The sequence below is a fragment of the Ensifer sp. Root127 genome (genome assembly GCF_001425225.1).
Taxonomy (GTDB): domain Bacteria; phylum Pseudomonadota; class Alphaproteobacteria; order Rhizobiales; family Rhizobiaceae; genus Ensifer; species Ensifer canadensis.
Genome location: NZ_LMDX01000051.1, coordinates 255322 through 273599 on the forward strand (window position 1 = coordinate 255322; position 18278 = coordinate 273599).

The 18278-nt window shown below is 62.1% G+C and carries 14 protein-coding genes; 10 read left to right on the forward strand and 4 right to left on the reverse strand.

Annotation, left to right across the window (positions count from 1 at the left end):
* Positions 1-178 precede the first annotated feature (178 nt).
* Entirely contained in the window at positions 179-1207 is a 1029-nt protein-coding gene (locus tag ASD03_RS32330; protein ID WP_057218239.1) for an NADP-dependent oxidoreductase, read from the forward strand.
* Between the two features lie 238 nt (positions 1208-1445).
* Here the strand turns inward: ASD03_RS32330 and ASD03_RS32335 are convergent, their stop codons facing one another.
* Positions 1446-3215 (reverse strand): hypothetical protein, encoded by a 1770-nt coding sequence (locus tag ASD03_RS32335; protein ID WP_156408116.1) that lies wholly within the window; start codon positions 3213-3215, stop codon positions 1446-1448.
* Between the two features lie 223 nt (positions 3216-3438).
* Positions 3439-3711, reverse strand: a complete 273-nt coding sequence (locus ASD03_RS32340; RefSeq protein WP_038577818.1) for a hypothetical protein — start codon at positions 3709-3711, stop codon at positions 3439-3441.
* Positions 3712-4305: 594 nt separating this feature from the next.
* Between ASD03_RS32340 and ASD03_RS32345 the strand changes: the two genes are divergently transcribed.
* Positions 4306-4989 (forward strand): hypothetical protein, encoded by a 684-nt coding sequence (locus ASD03_RS32345; protein ID WP_057218245.1) that lies wholly within the window; start codon positions 4306-4308, stop codon positions 4987-4989.
* A gap of 61 nt (positions 4990-5050) precedes the next feature.
* Here the strand turns inward: ASD03_RS32345 and ASD03_RS32350 are convergent, their stop codons facing one another.
* Positions 5051-6013 carry an HAD family hydrolase gene (locus ASD03_RS32350; RefSeq protein WP_057218326.1) on the reverse strand — a complete coding sequence of 321 codons (963 nt, stop codon included), beginning with the start codon at positions 6011-6013 and terminating at the stop codon, positions 5051-5053.
* 143 nt (positions 6014-6156) lie between these two features.
* Entirely contained in the window at positions 6157-7086 is a 930-nt protein-coding gene (locus ASD03_RS32355; protein ID WP_057218248.1) for a formylglycine-generating enzyme family protein, read from the reverse strand.
* A 324-nt stretch (positions 7087-7410) separates the two neighbouring features.
* Between ASD03_RS32355 and ASD03_RS32360 the strand changes: the two genes are divergently transcribed.
* From ASD03_RS32360 to ASD03_RS32395, 8 genes are all read left to right on the forward strand, one after another.
* Positions 7411-8382, forward strand: a complete 972-nt coding sequence (locus tag ASD03_RS32360; protein WP_057218250.1) for a MoxR family ATPase — start codon at positions 7411-7413, stop codon at positions 8380-8382.
* Positions 8383-8398: 16 nt separating this feature from the next.
* Positions 8399-9394: a DUF58 domain-containing protein gene (locus tag ASD03_RS32365; protein ID WP_057218252.1), complete on the forward strand. Its 996-nt coding sequence runs from the start codon at positions 8399-8401 to the stop codon at positions 9392-9394.
* Positions 9395-9396: 2 nt separating this feature from the next.
* Positions 9397-9924, forward strand: coding sequence for a DUF4381 domain-containing protein (locus ASD03_RS32370; RefSeq protein ID WP_057211353.1), 528 nt, complete (start codon positions 9397-9399; stop codon positions 9922-9924).
* Positions 9911-10915 carry a VWA domain-containing protein gene (locus ASD03_RS32375; protein WP_057218254.1) on the forward strand — a complete coding sequence of 335 codons (1005 nt, stop codon included), beginning with the start codon at positions 9911-9913 and terminating at the stop codon, positions 10913-10915. The genes ASD03_RS32370 and ASD03_RS32375 overlap by 14 nt, the downstream gene beginning before the upstream one ends.
* Complete coding sequence (locus ASD03_RS32380) at positions 10912-12483, forward strand: VWA domain-containing protein (RefSeq protein ID WP_057218256.1); 1572 nt, start codon at positions 10912-10914, stop codon at positions 12481-12483. Before ASD03_RS32375 ends, ASD03_RS32380 begins: the two co-directional genes overlap by 4 nt.
* The gene (locus tag ASD03_RS32385) at positions 12480-13844 is read left to right on the forward strand and encodes a BatD family protein (protein WP_063978341.1); all 1365 of its coding nucleotides are present in this window, start codon (positions 12480-12482) and stop codon (positions 13842-13844) included. The genes ASD03_RS32380 and ASD03_RS32385 overlap by 4 nt, the downstream gene beginning before the upstream one ends.
* A gap of 242 nt (positions 13845-14086) precedes the next feature.
* Positions 14087-15634, forward strand: a complete 1548-nt coding sequence (locus tag ASD03_RS32390; protein WP_057218327.1) for an arylsulfatase — start codon at positions 14087-14089, stop codon at positions 15632-15634.
* Positions 15635-15705: 71 nt separating this feature from the next.
* Complete coding sequence (locus tag ASD03_RS32395; protein WP_244494339.1) at positions 15706-18267, forward strand: fused MFS/spermidine synthase; 2562 nt, start codon at positions 15706-15708, stop codon at positions 18265-18267.
* Positions 18268-18278 lie beyond the last annotated feature (11 nt).

Here is an 18278-nt window from a genome sequence, read left to right on the forward strand (position 1 = left end):
ACGGTTGGGCCATTGTCATATTCGATGATCGGCCAAAGCTTCGAAAGTTCGGCACCGAGCCCAGGGCCAGAAGTCGCGGCTTGCCGTCTTGAGTGACGCCCGCGAAGGTAGCCAACCAGAAACATCTTACCCGCTACGCTGCCACAGAGCGCATGCGCCAGCGGCGGAAGGAAATGCCATGACCTCCGAAAACACCCAGATCCTTCTTGCCTCCCGCCCGGACGGCAAGCCGACACAAGACAATTTCAGGATCGGTCATTCCGCGATCCCGGAACCTGCCGATGGCCAGGTCCTGCTGAAGATCGTCTACCTGTCGCTCGATCCCTATATGCGCGGTCGCATGAATGCCGGGAAATCCTATGCCAGGCCCGTCGAGATCGGCGATGTGATGGAGGGTGGGACGGTAGCCCGCGTCGTGCGCTCGCGTCACCCGGATTTCGCCGAGGGCGATTTCGTGCTTTCTCATTCCGGCTGGCAGGCTTACGCCGTTTCCGATGGCGCAGCCCTGCGCAGGCTCGACCCATCGGCGGCCCCGCTGTCAACCGCTCTCGGGGTCCTGGGCATGCCCGGCTTTACCGCCTATTCCGGCCTGCTGACGATCGGCAAGCCGAAGGCGGGCGAAACAGTCGTGGTTGCGGCGGCAAGCGGCGCTGTCGGTTCGGCGGTCGGGCAGATCGCCCGCATCAAAGGCGCGCGAGCCGTCGGGATCGCAGGGGGTGCCGCAAAATGCGCTTTCGTTCGCGACGAACTCGGCTTTGACGCGGTGATCGATCACCACGCAGCCGATTTTCCCGAACAACTGGCAGCCGCCTGCCCTGGCGGGATCGACGTCTATTTCGAGAATGTCGGCGGGCATGTTTGGGATGCGGTATTTCCGCTGCTGAATGATTTCGCCCGCATTCCCGTCTGCGGATTGATCGCACAATACAACAGCCGCCCCGGCGAACAGACGGGCGGCGACCGCCTGCCCCTCGTCATGCGTGACGTCTTGAGCAAGAGCCTGCAAATTCGCGGCTTCATCCAAAGGGAATTTGTCGACCAGCGCCCCGACTTCTATCGGGAAATGGCCGGTTGGATTACATCGGGCCAGATCCGCTACCGGGAAGACATCGTCGACGGCCTCGATAATGCGCCGACAGCCTTCATTGGGCTGCTGGAGGGCCACAACTTCGGCAAGCTCGTCATTCGCGTCGCCGACGAGAACTAACGCCTGGCGCGGCGGCCAGGCTTGGTCGCCGCCTACACCGCCGCGCGTCTTTCAGACGCGCAAAGGTCGCTGTAGCGCTTTGAATTTCTGCATGTTTTTGTCCATAAATCGGGTACGATTTAAGGAAACATGCAGTAGAGCGTGTCGCGCAAAGGTTTGCCCCGGTTTTGCGATAACGACATGCGTAGAAACAAGAACTTAAAGTGCAGCAAGCGAATCTGAAAGATCGCGACGCGCTTTAGGGATTTTCGGCCGGGCGGACACCGGCCTTGCCGAGGCCGTCTTCGATCATCGCTGCCAGTTCCGGCGCATAGCTCCTTGTCACCGGTTTCGCCAAAAGCGAAATATCCGCAGGTCCCGTCGGCGCGCGCACCTCGTCAAGAGCGCTGGCCGCCTCCTGCGTCAATCCGAGCTGGCCGGCGACGGCCAGGCGCAGCAGGTTGACGGCCAGGTCCGATGTGTTTGCAAGCTGGCGCACACGAAGCAGGGCCTCCTCGTAACGGCGCCCGCGATAGGCGTCGAGCGCCAGCGTCAGCGCTGCATCGTGATGCACATACTCCCCATTCGCCTCCGCCAGCCGCGCCAATCTTACACCTTCGGACCAGTGGCCGGAGATGTACTGCAACAGCCCCAACCTCGCCGGAATGGCCTCGTCCAGCGGATTGAGCGCGCTGGCGCGCTGCCCTGAAAGAAAGGCCGCCTCCGTATCCCCCGCCGCAAAGCGCGCCATCATCTGCGCCACATAGCTCTGGCTTGCCTGGGGGGCGAGCGCGACTGCCTTGTCTGCCAGCTTCAACGCCCTGTTGCCAGCGATCGGCGAAGTATCCGCTTCGCCCGTCACCACCAGGATCATTGCCAGGCTTGCCGATACATCCGCGTCGTTTGCATTGTAGGCAAGCGACCGCTCGAGGCAGGCAAGCGCGCTTGCGAGATTTTCGGGGTCGGTTCGTGCCAAAGCCATATCGGCCTGCAACACGCAGCCATAACCGAGGGATGGCGCACTGACCTGGCGTGCAGCCTCCAGGCTGGTGATGACGCCGTCTTCGCCCGCAAGTGCGCGCGCAAGTCTCACCAGAAGCGTTTGTTGAATCTGGTGGGCATTACCGCTCTCTAGTGGCAGCTTCGAGACACCGGAGCGCAAAGCCTCGCTACTCTGTGGGTCCACCACCTGCCAGGCGAGCTCGTGAGCATCGTTCGCCATGCTGTAGCTGATCGACAGTCTATATTCCTTGCTGCCGGCAAGGCGGACAGCCGGTCTGGGTGCAACCCAACCTGTCACCGATGCGACGTCGATGCCGGCAGGCTGCTCCTGCGCCAGCGTCCGTACCGACGAGAACTGCGACAGGGCATGCACCAGATAGTCGCCAATCTTCCTCTGCTCTTCGCCGTCTTTCACCCGTTGCGGCTGCACGTCGACAACGACGGTCGGCTTTTCGGACAGGATCGGTTTCCACGGGAAATGGTCGGCCATCGAAACGTAGAACGCTGCAGCCATCGCCAAAACCCCGGCGCTCGCAATGGCAACATTCGCCATGGAGATGCGGCGCCCGACGGCGACGGCCGAAGGCGATGGCGGCGGTGGCTCGGCGGCATCAGGCGCTATCGTCGGTGGAGCGAGGACGGCTTGTGACGGTTTTCCGTCAGCCCTGACGAAGAGCGGGACGTAGTTGCCCTTGGGGAGTTCGATGCGCAGGGCGGCTTCATCGCCAAGCGCCTCGTAATATTGTGCCAGGGCCGCTCGAAGCCGCGACGCCTCGACGCGCACGATCGGATCGGTCGCCGGGTCGAAGGAGCTCGGCCGGGCGAAGACATCGATCGCGATTGTATAGGCCTTCACCGAGGCTGAACGACCGGCGAAGAACTCGTCAACCAGGTATCGCAAGAGCTTGCGGTGTCGCTCTGTCCCATGAAAGCGCGGGTCGCCCAACATACGGTCGAGTTCGGCTCGCGCCGGGCGCTCGGCAACTGGGCAGTAAGCCGCTCGGTCCGCGTCTTCTCTTGTGTTCATAGCGCGCCCCCATTTACCTACAACCCGAGAGAGAGTGCAAATGCGAGGTGAACTCTAGATCACAGAGCCGGGAGCGGAAAGAGAAATGTAGGGCAGTCACAAAACATTTTTCTAACAAATGCCGTAGCCCCAAAATGAAACGGCCAGTGAACTGGAAATCCAATAAGATTACAGGGGCTGCGTGATAGAAACCGAAAATTCCAGACCAACGAACAACTGATCACTATGGATTAGATTCACTGCTTGCACTGGAGAGGCAGATGGAAATCACCTCCTCTTCGATCTCTAGACAGATCAGTTCGTACTCTGCCACCATCGATGCATCCTGCGGATCACACCGACGCTGCCGATCCAGCATGGAGGTCGCCTCGTCATATGCCTCGCAAAGGCTTGCGAGCGGCATGTTCTTGGCGCTCAGCAGTTGCAACTGGCCGCGCAACGCCGGAAGCTTGAGCATCAGCTTCAAAAGTCCCCGTTGTTTGGCTTCGTTGGGCATTGTGCTCTATCCGCTTGAACGACGATCGATGCTTCATGCCACGCCTGCGCGCGAAAATAGCGTTCGCGCGCCTCAGTACAGATCCGGAATGCCACCGGTACTCTGATTGCCAGCGTCTCGTTGAGATATGCCTACCTGACGGGTGCAGCCTCGGGTCAGCTAAACGACCAACTTCTACCTATCCCTCTCCTGCCCCCGCAAAATCGCAGGAACCGTCCGTTTCCGGAAGTACGTAACAGTAACATTGCCGCCGCTGGCTTGACGGCGAAGCGATCCCGTCCCCGAAAACGCACCGATGACACCTCGTCGGATCCGGCATTGATAGCCAGGCCAGGGCACGTTAATCGCAACCGCCACTCCCCAGGCCAGCGACGTGCAGCTTACCGTAATCGCGACGGCTTGCTTGGCATGGGCATTGCGCTACAGTTGGCTTCCACGGGGTGACACAGCTGACATATTGCACTTCTCTACAGCGGTTCATCGCCGATTGTAACTGTTACGTACTTCGATGCGGAATACTGCGATGTTTAGAATGCCTACGATGACATTCGGCGACAGGCCGTATCGCGTGCTGAGTACAACGGAGAGATTTCCATGCGATCCTTGGACAAGACATCTCATTGCGGACGTTTGGTAGCGTTCCTTTCTGCAGGGATCGCCGCGACCGGTCTGACGCTGCTGAGCACCGAGCTTGCGGCAAGCGACGACAAATTGAGCGGCCTGCCCTCACTCGTCCTTGGTGGGCTGACGGCGACAGCGCAGACACTCCAGTTCGAGACGCCTTTCAACAATCTCATCAATGCCGGCTCGCTCCCGATCACGCTCGAGAAGACGACACTCGACGAGGTCAAGGCCACGTTCGGAGGCAATATCCGCAGCCGGACGGTGGAGGGCATGACGGTCGGCTGGCTGTGCTACGAGCTTGCGACCGGAGATCTGCCGCGGCGGATCTGGTTCGTCGCCAACGACAGATCTGACGCAGCCACGCCTGCCCAGAAACCGGTGACATTCATCTCCACCGAAGAAGTTGCCGACGAAGCCGATAAATGTGACACCCCAACCGTTGCGCTCGCGCCGCTGTTGCTTCCGGTTCCGACCTTGAAGGACGGCACGGAAGCCCTGGAGGAACGCTTCGGCGCAGCTCCGAAGCAAGGCATGGTGCGTTACACCCACCAGCAACAGGGCGAACAGAACACGACGGTCATGCAAATGCTTGTCTATCGGCTAAAAGGCGGCCACATCGATGGCATCGCCTTCACGCAGATTACATCGAAATAGCGGGTATAATTGACATCCCTCGCGGCCGTGCTGGCGGCGAGTGATGTCCCCGGCACACTGTCTATTTCTCGAAGGCGTAGATCCTGTTCCAGTCGGCTTTCATGTCGATGAGAAGCCATTTCCGCTGCTCCGCCTCGTTCATCGCCTTGTCGAGCTTGCCGACATGCGACTGGCGGTCATACGCCCATTCCCGCTCGCCGTCGGTGTGGTGCACGATCATCCCGAAGCTCGGCCCTGCGCCAGAGGTAACCCACCGCAGCATCTCGTAGTCGCCGTCGGAATTGCCGGCGACAAAGATCGGGCGGCGACCAATGAACTTGTTGATGCCGACCGGCTTGCCGGGGCCATCGTCGATGAAATCCACCTTCGGTTCGCGCATGAGCACCGGGGTGTCACCCTGAAGTTCATACTTGGTGGTTATGGTGCTGCCGACAACCTGTTCCGGCGGTATCCCGTACATCTGCTCGGTCATCGGCCGCATGAATTCGATGCCGCCGCCCGAAACGATATAGGTCTTGAAGCCGTTTTCCCGCAGATAATCCAATACCTCCCTCATCGGCAGGTAGGTAATCTCGTTATAGGGCCGGTCGAAACGCGGGTGTTTCGCGGTTGCGAACCAATCCTTGACGATCTTCGTGAATTCGTCCGTCGTCATCCCTGCATGTGTCGCCATCGCGAGCTCGACAAGACCTTTCTCGCCGGCCGCAGCCACGCCGGCCATATCGCCCTTCAGCAGCGATGCGAACGGCTCCTTGTCCTTCCATTCCGGGTGATCCGGGGCCATAGCCTTGATGCGATCGTTGATGAACATGCCCTGGAAATACATCGGCTGCTCGGTCCAGAGCGTACCGTCGTTGTCAAACACGGCGATACGGTCCACTTCAGTGACATAATCAGGGCCGCCTTCGGTCGTCACCCGCGTCACGAAGTCGATGATTGCCGATTTCGCCAAACCGTCGTTCCAGGAAGGAAGGCCAGCCGGAGGTGCATCAGCGGCCACCACAAGCGCCGGCGCGGCCAGCATCAATGCGAATGATGCCGCAACTCCCATGAAGGTCCGCCACCAGCCCTTCCGATGCGTATCCACATCAATCGACGCGAACTCTCCTGCCCTCAAAATCATCGGGTGTCCTCCTCAACTGAAACAAGACTGTCGGTGTTAGACGTCTACGGCCGGCGAATGCAGCGAAAGCCGATATGGGTCGTTGCCGCATTTTCCTCATGCGCGTGACGGGCCGCGGGGCGATAGCGACGGCAATAGTTCGGCGCGCAGAGATGCGATCCGCCCTTCACCACCCGCCGCGCGATCAGGATCTCCGGCTGCCGCGGGTCGTAACTTGCCTCAGCCCCGCCGCCGCGCGGATTGGAGGGGATGCAGCAGCTTTTTTGCGCAGGCCCCGGGTGGTTGCTCGACCAGTAGTCGCTTGTCCATTCCCAGACATTGCCGATCATGTCGTAAAGGCCATAGCCGTTGGGCGGGAAGCTGGCGACCGGCGACGTCCGCTCGAAGCCGTCAGGGCGCAGGTTCTCGGTCGGGAAGGTGCCGTGCCAGGTGTTGGCCATGAAACGGCCCTCAGGGACAAGTTCGGCGCCCCACGCATATTCCGCGTCATTCGGGCCGCCCTTGGCGGCATACTCCCACTCGGCTTCCGTCGGCAGATCCTTGCCGGCCCATTTCGCATAGGCCATGGCATCGACATAGGAAATCTGCACGACGGGATGGTCGAGCTTGCCGCGAATGTTGCTCTGCCGGCCATATGGCCTTTTCCAGTCGGCACCGAACTTGAAGTTCCACCATTGCGAGGGGTCACGGCTGGTGACGCGCTTCGGCGGATCGAAAATCACCGACCCCGGCCGCATCATTTCCGGCAGGGCGCCCGGATAATCCTTCGGGTCGGGCGCCTTCTCGGCAACGGTGACGTAGCCGGTCGCCTCGACGAACGCGCCGAATTGCCGATTGGTGACAGGCGTGACGTCGATCCAGAATCCGTCGACCTTCACCGGGTGAGCCGGTGCCTCTTCGGGGTAATGATTGTCGGACCCCATCGTGAAGGTGCCGCCTTCGATCCAGATCGGCTCGCGCGCGCTGATCGCCATTGGCGTTTCGTCGAGGGTCGGCCTGGTGGATAGTGTTTGCATACGGCTTCGATCTCCCGGGCGGATGTCGCGTCCATCCTGATAGCCCGAAGTCTAGACGCAAACTTTCCGACTCCAAAGTACGTAACTGTTACGACGGCGCACGAATCGAATTCGGGCGCCGTTTGCCCCGCCCGTGGATTGATCGAGAACCACAATCGCCCGCTTCGTTACTGTTACGTTCTTTCCAACGGGCCGCATGTCACCTTAATCTCCCCTCAGAGTTCACAAATGAGAGTTCACAAGGGTTGGCGCCGCCGGGCCGGCGGGAGGGGCTAAATCTCAATGGGTACACGTGACGACATCGAACAGCTCGGCAAGCGGATCGGCGAAGCCATTGTCGGCCAACAGGGCATGATCGAACGCCTGCTGCTCGGCCTCCTGAGCAACGGCCACCTGCTGGTCGAAGGCCTGCCCGGGCTTGCCAAGACGCGGGCCATCAAGAGCATGGCGAAGAACCTCGACGCCGAGCTGTCACGCATCCAGTTCACACCGGACCTTTTACCCTCCGACATCACCGGCTCGGAGGTCTATTTCACCGAAGGCGGCAAGGGCGAGTTCCGCTTTCAGCAGGGTCCGATCTTCGCCAATCTCATCCTTGCCGACGAAGTCAACCGCGCACCGGCGAAAGTGCAGTCCGCCCTGCTCGAAGCGATGGAGGAGCGGCAAGTGACTGTCGGTGGCGACAGTCACGAGCTTCCCGAGCTCTTCATGGTGATGGCAACGCAAAACCCGATCGAGCAGGAAGGCACCTACCCCTTGCCTGAGGCGCAGCTCGATCGTTTCCTCATGCACATCCAGGTCGATTATCCCGACGCCAAGTCGGAGGCCGAGATCATGCGGCTGGTGCGGTCGGAAGAAACGGCTGCCGCCTCGAAAGTGAAGTCCAACGAAAAGCTGGCTCAGGATGCGGTGTTTACGGCACGAAAGGAAATCTCGGCAGTGACCGTCTCGAGCGCGATCGAGGACTATATCGTCGCCCTGGTTATGGCGACACGCTACCCGGACAAGCTCGACAAGGACGTGGCCAAATGGATCCAGGTGGGCATCAGTCCGCGCGGCGTCATCGGTCTCGACAAGGTCTCGCGCGCCCATGCCTGGCTGAAGGGAAGAGACTTCGTGACGCCGGATGACGTGCAAGCGACAGTACACGACGTCTTCCGCCACCGGCTCGTCCTCTCCTATGAAGCCCATGCCGGCGGCACGACGGCCAACCAGGTCATAGACCGGATCGTGCAGCAGGTCGCTGTCGCCTGAGAGATGGAGAGGCCCGATGGCAATATCCCTGTCCGCATTCGCCCGGTCGAAGGGCATTGCCCATCCTCCGAAGGTGGAGGCATCGGGCGCCTACACCTCCGTCGACGAACTGGTCGGCCTTGAGGCGACAGCCCGTGACCTGACCTTCCTGCGTAAGGCGCCGGTCCGGCGATTGCTGGCAGGACGCCATGAATCGCGCATGCGTGGTCGTGGGCTTTCCTTCGAGGAGCTTCGCGAATACCTGCCTGGCGACGATATCCGCACCATCGATTGGAGGGTGACGGCGCGGACCGGCAAACCGGTCGTGCGGGTTTATGACGAGGAGAAGGATCGGCCGGCGCTTGTGATCGTCGACCAGCGCATCAACATGTTCTTCGGCAGCCGCCGCGCCATGAAGTCGGTTGCCGCGGCGGAAGTGGCCGCCCTCTGCGCCTGGCGCATCACGGCGCTTGGCGATCGGGTCGGCGGCTTTGTATTCGGAGATGAGACCGTCGACGAAATCAGGCCCTACCGCAGCCGCGAGGCCGTCATTCGGTTTGCCGACGTCATCGTTCGCCACAACATCGCACTCTCCGCAACCTCCAAGGTTGCAAGAGGCGACGAGCAACTGGACATCGTGCTTTCGGCCGTTGCCAACATCGCCAAACATGACCATCTGATCATCGTCATCAGCGATTTCGACGGCCACGGCCTGGAAACGCGCGACATGCTGCTCAAGCTCTCTGCCCATAATGACGTGATCGCCATCCTGATCTACGACCCCTTCATGCTGGAATTGCCGCGCAAGGGCGACATCGTCGTCAGCGGCGGCGCGCAACAGGCAGAGCTTCAATTCGGTCATGCAAACGTCCGCGAGGCGATCGACAGCTTCGCGCGCAAGCGCGGCCGCGCGCTTCAGGCATGGCAGGAGGACCTGGGGCTGCCGATGCTGCCGATTTCCTCGGCGGAAGAGATTGCACCGCAATTGCGCACCATGCTCGGCCAGTTGGCCTGGCGTCAGCGGAGACGGTAGCGATGGAAGGGACCACGCCAGCGGTCGATCCCGGCCTCGCTGCCGCGCTCCGCGGCCTTGCCGATATCGCCTTGCCACCGCCCGTCTCGATGCTGCCGCAGACCTGGGCCTGGGCGGTGCTCGCCGGACTTGTTCTGCTGGCAATCGCCTTCGCGCTCCGGCGCTGGTATCGCCACCGCGAGCTCAATCGTTACCGCCGCGAGGCGCTTGGCGAGCTTCGCCAGATAGAACAGCGCATTGGTGCTGCTCAAACACGTGGCGATGCGCTCGCTGCCCTGCCCGCCCTTCTCAAGCGCACCGCGCTTGCGGTCTGGCCACGCGAGACGATCGCCAATCTGAGCGGCAAGGGCTGGACCGGCTTCCTCGACGCCCATTCCGGTGGCCCTGTATTTCCCACAACCGCGGCGCATTTCTTCGAAGAGGCTGAGTACCGCGGGCCGGTGGTTTTGGCATCTGTTCCCGAGGCCGAAGCGAAAGCCCATGTTGCGGCGGCACGATATTGGATCGAGGCGCACCATGTACGTCCTTGATCATTCCTGGCTGCTCGTCCTGCTGCCACTTCCGGCCGTCATCTGGTGGCTGCTTCCGGCCTATCGCGAGCAATCGGCGGCGATCCGGATCCCATTTTTCAAGGACATCACCGCAGCGGCGGGCATCGGCGCGACCGAAGGATCGGTCGTGCCCAAGTCGAACTTTGGGCAGAAGCTGATTGCGCCGATCTGCTGGGGCCTGATCGTACTGGCACTGGCGCGGCCGCAATATATCGAGCCGCCGATCGAAAAGACCGAACCGCAACGCGATCTCATGCTGGCAATCGACCTGTCGCAATCGATGGATACGCGCGACTTTCACGATCCGGCCGGCAATCTGCAGGCCCGGGTCGATGCCGTGCACACGGTCGTCGCCGATTTTATCGACAAGCGCCCCGAAGACCGTCTCGGCCTCATCGCCTTTGGCGATGCCCCCTACCCGCTCGTGCCGTTCACGCTCGACCACAAGACGGTCAAGGCGATGCTGGCCGACAGCCTGCCGGGAATGGCGGGTCCACGCACCGCGATCGGCGATGCGATCGGCCTTGCGATCAAGATGTTCGACCAAAGCACGGCACCGGACAAGGTGCTGATCCTACTGACCGATGGCAACGACACCGCGAGCAAGATGCCGCCCGACAAGGCCGCCGGCATTGCCGCCGAAAAACACATCGTCATCCACACGGTCGGCATCGGCGATCCCAATGCGCAAGGGGAACAGAAGCTCGACACGTCAGTCTTGCAACAGATCGCGACGGCGACGCATGGACGATATTTCTTCGGCCAGGACCAGGCCTCGCTGCAGAATATCTACGAGCTTCTCGATCAGTTGACGCCGGAAAACCAAAAGACCCTGTCCTGGCGGCCGCGCATCGAACTGTTCCACTATCCGCTGGGCGCGGCGTTGATCCTCGTCCTCGTCTATCACGCGATCATGTGGCTGCTGTCGGCCCGCGCAGACCGGCGTCGCGAAAGGGAGGCGGGAGCATGATCACCGACTTCCATTTCCTCCGGCCGCTCTGGCTGCTGGCGCTGCTAGCCGCCCCCCTGCTTGTGATGTTGATCGGCCGACGCACCGACGTGCGCTCGCAATGGCAGAACATGATCGCGCCGCATCTTCTCGACCACCTGCTGATCGAGAAAGGCGGAAGGCGATGGCTGCAACCGGTTCACCTGACGGCCGTGCTGATCGTGATTGCCGCGATCGCGGCGGCCGGACCGACATGGCAGCGTGAAAAGCCGCCCTTCGTCGAGGATACGGCGCCGCTGGCGATCGCGATCGACCTGACCGAAACGATGAATGCCACTGATGTCTCGCCGACGCGGCTCGAGCGAGCCAAGTTGAAGGTGCAGGATATCCTTTCTCTGCGAAAGGGCGCGCGTACTGCCCTGTTTGCCTATGCCGGCACAGCACACATGGTGCTGCCGCTCACCGACGATGCAAACCTCATAAAGACCTATCTGGCCGCCCTCTCGCCGAGCATCATGCCGGTAACCGGCCGAGACACCGGCAGGGCGCTGCAGGTCGCCGAGGATGCGCTTTCCAGCGAGACCGTACCGGGCACGATCCTGTTCATGACCGATGGCGTCGAGCGCACGGCATTCGACGCCTTTGCGCGATATCAGGGCCGCAACGACCTGATGGTGCTCGGCATCGGCACCGCCGATGGCGGCCCGGTGAAGACGGCCGATGGCCAGTTCCTCACCGACGCGACGGGCGCGCGGGTCCGTGCCAAACTCGACGTCGATGCGCTGAAGGCATTGCAAGCGGCGTCGAAAGCGCAGGTCGCGACGGTCACGCCCGACGACAGCGACGTGCGCTGGATCATCAGGCGGATCCAGAGCAGCTTCGCGCAAAGGACCGCCGAAGGCCTGACGCGCTGGTACGATGCCGGCTGGTGGCTGACCATCCCGATCGCACTCCTTGCCGCGTTGTGGTTCCGCCGCGGCTGGACAATCCGTTGGGCGGTCTATCTGGTAGCCGTCGGCACGGTGCTGCCAGGGGTAAAGGCCGAGGCAGCCGATCGCAGCTTTGCCGATCTCTGGTTCACCCCGGACCAGCAGGGCCAGCGGGCCATCGATCGCGGCGATTTCCAGGGAGCGGCCGGCGATTTCCAGGACCCGGCCTGGCAGGGCGTCGCCCTCTTTCGTATCGGACGCTATCAGGATGCCATCGATGCCTTTGCGCAGGGCGATACGGCCGAAAGCTACTATAACCAAGGCAACGCCCTGATGCATCTCGACAAGGCCGAGGAGGCGATTGCCGCCTACCAGCAGGCGCTCAAACGCCGCCCGGACTGGCCCGAAGCCAGGCAGAACCTGGCAGTGGCCGAGAAACGCAAGGCAGACAATGACAAGCAGGATCAGGATGCCCAGCAGGAGGCGGCCGGGCTCGATCCGGATCAGATCCAGTTCGACGACAAGGGCAAGAAGGGCAAGGAGGGCACGGTGGCGGGAGCGCCGCAGACCGCTGAGATGTGGATGCGCAATATCCAGGTTTCCCCGGCCGATCTGCTGGCACGGAAATTCGCGATCGAAGCGAAGGATGCAGTGCCGTGAACCGACGTATCCAGCCCATTCTTCTTGCGCTCGCCGCCTTCTGGCTGTCGCTGGCGAACGTCGCGCTGGCAGCCGATCCATTCGCCCGCGCCACGCTCGCCACCAAGGGAACGATCTACGCCGGACAGCAGGTTGAGGTCGACGTCGACGTTTTCGCGCCGAACTACTTTCTGTCGCCGCCACAGTTTCCGCTGTTCGACCTTCCCGGCACCATCGTGACGATGCCAGACGATCGCGGCCTGAACCTCAACGAGACAATCGATGGCGTCGATTTCTCCGGTATCCGCAAGACCTACGTCATCACACCGCAGGCGGCGGGAGACTACACTTTACCGCCTGTCGATATCCCGTTCGGTTATGCGGCCGTTCCCGGCAAAACCACGCAAGGGCGAGTGAAATTGCCGACGCTGCGGCTGACAGTGACGGAGGTGCCCGGCGGCGCTGACGGCAAGGCCGGCGTCACCGCCGAGAAAGTGACGATCACGCAAGTCTTTGATCGTGATCCGGCAAGCCTGCGTGCCGGCGACGCTCTGGTTCGCACCGTTACCTTCGAAGCGGATGGACTGGCGGCGATGATGATCCCGGAGCCGTCCTTCGAAGCACCCGCGGGTGTCAAAGTCTATGTCCACGACCCCTTGCTCTCCGAGCATAGGTCGGATCGCGGCGTGTTCCTGGGCGGCGTCCGCAAGGACACGGCCACCTATGTCTTCGCGAAAGCCGGTACCTACACGATCCCCGCAATCAGCCTACAGTGGTTCAATCCGTCGCTCGGCAAGACGCAAACGGCCGAAGCGCCGTTGGCCAAGGTTTCGGTTGCGGCAGCACCTGCAGATGCGACCGCCCTTGCCCCGCCGCACCCGCCGCCTGAGAATGCGCCATTCGACTGGCAGTGGTGGGTCGGCGCAGGCCTGGTGGTGGTGGCACTGGCGCTCCTGATCCACTTTGCCGCCGTTATGGCCGGCCGTATCCAGGCATGGTTTGACGAAATACGGACGCGCAAGGCGCAGTCCGAGGCAACGGCTTTCCATCGCGTCGACGAGGGATGCCGCAGCGGCGACGCAGAGCGGTTCGAGGCGGCGATCGACGCATGGTCGCGCAAGACGGGGAATGTTCCAATGACCCAGTGGCTCGATCGCTTCGCCGACCCGGAGACAAGGGCCGCCTTCGCCAACCACCAGCAGTCGCTTTATCGAGACCAGCAGGACGCGGCGCAGAAGCCGAATCTCCTGCCGCTTAGAGCCGGCCTTGGCAAAGCCAGAAGCCGCTGGCTCGAGCAAATCTTCGACGACGAGCCGGTGCCGGCCAATGAACTCCCCGATCTCAATCCGGCGTTCGACGCCGATTTACCAACCAGTCGCTAGCGCTGCCGGACCGGGCGTTACGATCCTTCGTAACTGTTACGTACTTGCCCGTAACACCCGCCTCAACCCAAAGTTCAACGGTACGTTCCGAGACTTTGCCTACCTGACTAAAAGCAATCCATCGTGCCTCGAGGAGACATGAGATGCCCATTGATATGAAGAATGCCATCGGACTGCTGGCTGCTTCAGCAGTTCGAAGGTCCATCAAGCCGAAAGCGCTTGCGCTTGCGGGCACCGTGCTGATGTCGACGCTATCGGCATCGGTCATGCCAGCAATGGCCCAGGATGCGGCCAAGCCCAATATCCTCGTCATCTTCGGCGACGATATCGGCCAGACCAACATCAGCGCCTATTCCATGGGTGTCATGGGCTACAAGACGCCCAATATCGACCGGCTTGCCTCTGAAGGCATGATGTTTACGGACTACTACGCCGAGAACAGCTGCACCGCCGGCCGCTCCACTTTCATCACCGGCCAGTCGGTGCTTCGTACCGGCATGTCGAAGGTCGGCGTTCCCGGAGCGCCCGTCGGCATCCAGGACCGAGACGTAACGATCGCCCAGGCGCTGAAGCCGCTCGGCTATGCGACGGGCCAGTTCGGCAAGAACCACCTGGGCGACCAGGATCGTTTCCTCCCGACAGCGCACGGTTTCGACGAATTCTTCGGCAACCTCTATCACCTCAATGCCGAGGAAGAGCCGGAGCGCCCCTACTGGCCGAAGGATCCCAATGATCCCTTCGTCAAGGCGGCCACGCCCCGCGGCGTGCTGCATTCGTTCGCCGACGGCAAGATTGAGGATACCGGCGCACTCAACACCAAGCGCATGGAAACGATCGACGACGAGACCACGGCAGCAGCCATCGGCTTCATGGAAAAGCAGGTCAAGGAAGGCAAGCCCTTCTTCACCTGGATGAACACGACGCGCATGCATCTGTTCACCCATATCCGGCCGGAATATAAGGGACAGAGCGGCATGCCGGGCAATGACTATGCCGACGGCATGATCGAGCACGACAACGATGTCGGCAAGCTGTTGAAGGCACTCGACGACCTGAAGATCGCCGAGAACACCATCGTCGTTTACGCCACCGACAACGGGCCCAATCAGTTCTCCTGGCCGGACGCGGCGACAACCCCGTTCCGCAGCGAGAAGGACACCAACTGGGAAGGCGCCTTCCGCGTGCCGGCGATGGTGCGCTGGCCGGGCAAGATCAAGCCCGGTGTTTCCAACGAGATGGTTTCCGGTCTCGACTGGTTCCCGACCTTGCTTGCCGCTGCCGGTGACAAGGACGTCAAGGAGCGGCTGTTGACGGGCACCAAGCTCGGCGACAAGGACTTCAAGGTTCACCTCGACGGCTACAACCAGCTTCCCTACCTTCTAGGCGAGCAGCCGAAGGGCGCGCGCAACGAGTTCTTCTACTTCAACGACGACGCCAAGCTCGTGGCCATTCGCTGGGACAACTGGAAAGCGGTCTTCTGCGAAATGCGCAAGCCCGGTGGCTTCGACGTCTGGCAGGATCCGTTCACCTGCCTGCGTGTGCCGAAGATCTTCAACCTGCGCATGGACCCCTATGAGCGGGCCGACATCGTCTCCGACCAGTACGACGACTGGAGGACCAAGAACGTCTATCTTGCAGGGATAGCCACCATGAAGGCCGCAAGCTTCCTGGAAACCTTCATCGAGTATCCGCCGAGCCAGAAGCCGGCGAGCTTCTCGGTCGACCAGGTCGAGGAAGGCGTGCATGCGAAGATCGACGAAATCATGAAAAAGGCCCCGGCCGCCCAATAAGCTGACGAAGGCGGCGCTCACCCGAGCGCCGCCTTTTCTTTCTTTGCATTTAGAATCTATGGTGAGCCGGATTGACCGCAAAGAGTTCCGCGCCCGTACGCTCGGTCGATGTCGACGGGGCTAACGAGAGACAGGGCATGCAGCAACGGGCCTTTGCCATCAGCCCCGCAATGGCCGGGTTCATGCTTTTCCTTTCCGGCGCGGCCGCGCTGATCTTTCAGGTTCTCTGGATCAAGCAACTCTCGCTCGTCACCGGTGTCGATGTGCATGCGGTCAGCGCCGGCGTCAGCGCCTTCTTTCTCGGCCTTGCCCTCGGCAGCTTCGCCATTGGTCGCTTCGGTGATCGTGCCCGCCGTCCCTTGCGCCTCTATGCGCTGCTTGAGACCGGCGTCGCCCTGCTCGGCGTTGTCGCCACATTTGCACTGGCGCGGATCGCGCCTCTCTTCGTCTCGATCGAGTCGAGCTTGCCTGTTGTCGCGTGGGGGATGCTGATCCTGCTCGTCGCCACACCAGCCTTTCTGATGGGCGGCACGCTGCCTGTTCTTCTGCGCGGCCTGCAGTCGGCTCCCGGCGGGATCGGGACCAAAGGCGGACGCCTCTACGCTGCCAATACGCTTGGCGCGATCGTCGGCTGCCTCGCCGTCTCCTTCGTCATCATTCCAGCGCTTGGGGTCCAGGCCACCGGCCTTGCCGCCGCCGCTCTCGGGCTAACCGCCGCTGCTATCGGCTTCTTGCGCAGTTCGGCTTTCGCCGTCTCCGCGCCGGACGCATCGCCGGCATCGTCCACTGGCGAAGGTGGGTCTCGCCTGGCGCTTGTTCTCTACGCGCTCGCCGGCGGCGTCGCGCTCGGCTACGAGGTCGCCTGGTCGCAGGCGATCGTGCAATTTATCTCCACCCGCTCCTTTGCCTTCTCCGTTGTGCTTGCCACCTACCTTGCCGGCCTTGCGCTGGGCGCAGCACTCTTTGCGCGGCGGACCGATCGGCTTGCCGATCCCTGGACCGCGTTCGGCCTGCTGATTACCGCCGCCGGCCTCGTCGCCCTTTTCGAACTGGCTGTGCTCGGCACCTGGCTCACCGCCTGGCAGACGAATGCCGAAGCTACGGTCGCAGCCATGACGGGCAGCATCTTTGCCGGCATGAGCGCGCGGTTTGTCGTGGCGGCGCTGAGCATCGTTTTCGTTCCGACGCTGATCCTCGGTGCTGCCTTTCCAGTCGCGTTGCGCCTTGCGGTCAACCCCGCCCATGTCGGGCGCGATACCGGCCGTGTGCTGGCGTTCAACACGCTCGGCGGCATCGCAGGAACCCTGGTCACGGGCTTTCTGCTGATCCCGGCACTCGGCATCATCCGCAGCTTTGCCATATTGGCGGTCGTCGCCGCCGTGATCGGCCTTGTCGCAATCTTCAGGGGCAAAGGCAGCGTGCTTGCCGGCTCTCGCCTGGTCGTGCCCGTGCTCGGCGCCCTCACGCTTTTGCTTGCGGTCCTCGTGCCATCGGACCGGCTCGCCACTCTGCTGACGAAGTCGCGCAGCGACGGTAGAATCATTTCCTACGAAGAGGGCCTCGGCGCCACGGTCGCGGTTATCGAGCAGGGGCAAGCCGACCGCCGCTTCCGCCGGCTCTATATCCAGGGTGTTTCCAACACCGGCGATGCCATGCCGTCGCTGCGCTACATGCGGCTGCAGGCTTTGTTGCCGCTCCTCATCCACAAGGGCGAACCGAAGTCGGCGCTGGTGATCGGGCTTGGAACCGGCATTACCGCCGGCTCGCTGCTCGCCTATCCCGGGCTGGAACGCCGCGTGGCAGCGGAGCTATTGCCCTCCGTTGCGCGTGCAACAAGCCTGTTCAAGGGCAATTATGACGCAGCCAAGGATCCCCGACTTGAGGTCCGGCTGCGCGACGGGCGCCGCGAACTGCTGCGCAGCCAGGAACGCTACGACCTCATCACCCTGGAGCCGCCGCCGCCATCGGCGGCCGGCGTCGTCAATCTCTACTCGTCGGACTTCTACCGCCTCGCGCGCGACCGCCTGGCTGAGAATGGCATGGTCGCGCAATGGCTGCCGATCGCAACCCAGAACGACGAAGACACCCGCTCCCTCGTCAGGAGCTTCCTCGACACCTTCCCCGAAGCTACGCTCTGGTCGACGGAACTGCACGAGATGCTGCTCATCGGCTCGCTCGAACCGCAACAGCTCGACGCGACACGAATTGCCGACCGGATGAAAGAGCGCTCGATTGCCGCAGCCCTCGGCGAGGTCGGCATATCCAGCCCGGCCGATCTGCTGGCGACCTGGATGATGGACCGCACGGGGCTGGAACGTTACGCGGGTTCTGCACTTCCGGTGACCGACGACCAGCCTCGGATCGAATATGCAAGCTGGGTGCGCCCCGACGAGTTGCAGCGCATCCTTCCGGCGCTGATCGCCCTGCGGACGGAACTTCCGCTTGTTGCCGCCGACCCCACGACGAAAGCGTCGATTGCCGAGGCGCACAACCGGTTGCTGCTCTTCTACCAGGCCTCGCTCAATGCCTATGCCGGCTACCGCGCCGAATGGGCTCGCGACATGGAACTGCTGATGCAGGTCGAGCCGGCCAATCCCTATTACAAATGGTTCGTTTCAAGCAGTCAGCGATAACGGATTGGCTG

Bases quoted from the DNA above. Each gene is read 5' to 3' on its own strand.
- ASD03_RS32330 (WP_057218239.1), top strand. From the start codon at position 179: ATGACCTCCGAAAACACCCAGATCCTTCTTGCCTCCCGCCCGGACGGC.
- ASD03_RS32335 (WP_156408116.1), bottom strand. From the start codon at position 3,215: ATGAACACAAGAGAAGACGCGGACCGAGCGGCTTACTGCCCAGTTGCC.
- ASD03_RS32340 (WP_038577818.1), bottom strand. From the start codon at position 3,711: ATGCCCAACGAAGCCAAACAACGGGGACTTTTGAAGCTGATGCTCAAG.
- ASD03_RS32345 (WP_057218245.1), top strand. From the start codon at position 4,306: ATGCGATCCTTGGACAAGACATCTCATTGCGGACGTTTGGTAGCGTTC.
- ASD03_RS32350 (WP_057218326.1), bottom strand. From the start codon at position 6,013: ATGCTGGCCGCGCCGGCGCTTGTGGTGGCCGCTGATGCACCTCCGGCT.
- ASD03_RS32355 (WP_057218248.1), bottom strand. From the start codon at position 7,086: ATGGCGATCAGCGCGCGCGAGCCGATCTGGATCGAAGGCGGCACCTTC.
- ASD03_RS32360 (WP_057218250.1), top strand. From the start codon at position 7,411: ATGGGTACACGTGACGACATCGAACAGCTCGGCAAGCGGATCGGCGAA.
- ASD03_RS32365 (WP_057218252.1), top strand. From the start codon at position 8,399: ATGGCAATATCCCTGTCCGCATTCGCCCGGTCGAAGGGCATTGCCCAT.
- ASD03_RS32370 (WP_057211353.1), top strand. From the start codon at position 9,397: ATGGAAGGGACCACGCCAGCGGTCGATCCCGGCCTCGCTGCCGCGCTC.
- ASD03_RS32375 (WP_057218254.1), top strand. From the start codon at position 9,911: ATGTACGTCCTTGATCATTCCTGGCTGCTCGTCCTGCTGCCACTTCCG.
- ASD03_RS32380 (WP_057218256.1), top strand. From the start codon at position 10,912: ATGATCACCGACTTCCATTTCCTCCGGCCGCTCTGGCTGCTGGCGCTG.
- ASD03_RS32390 (WP_057218327.1), top strand. From the start codon at position 14,087: ATGTCGACGCTATCGGCATCGGTCATGCCAGCAATGGCCCAGGATGCG.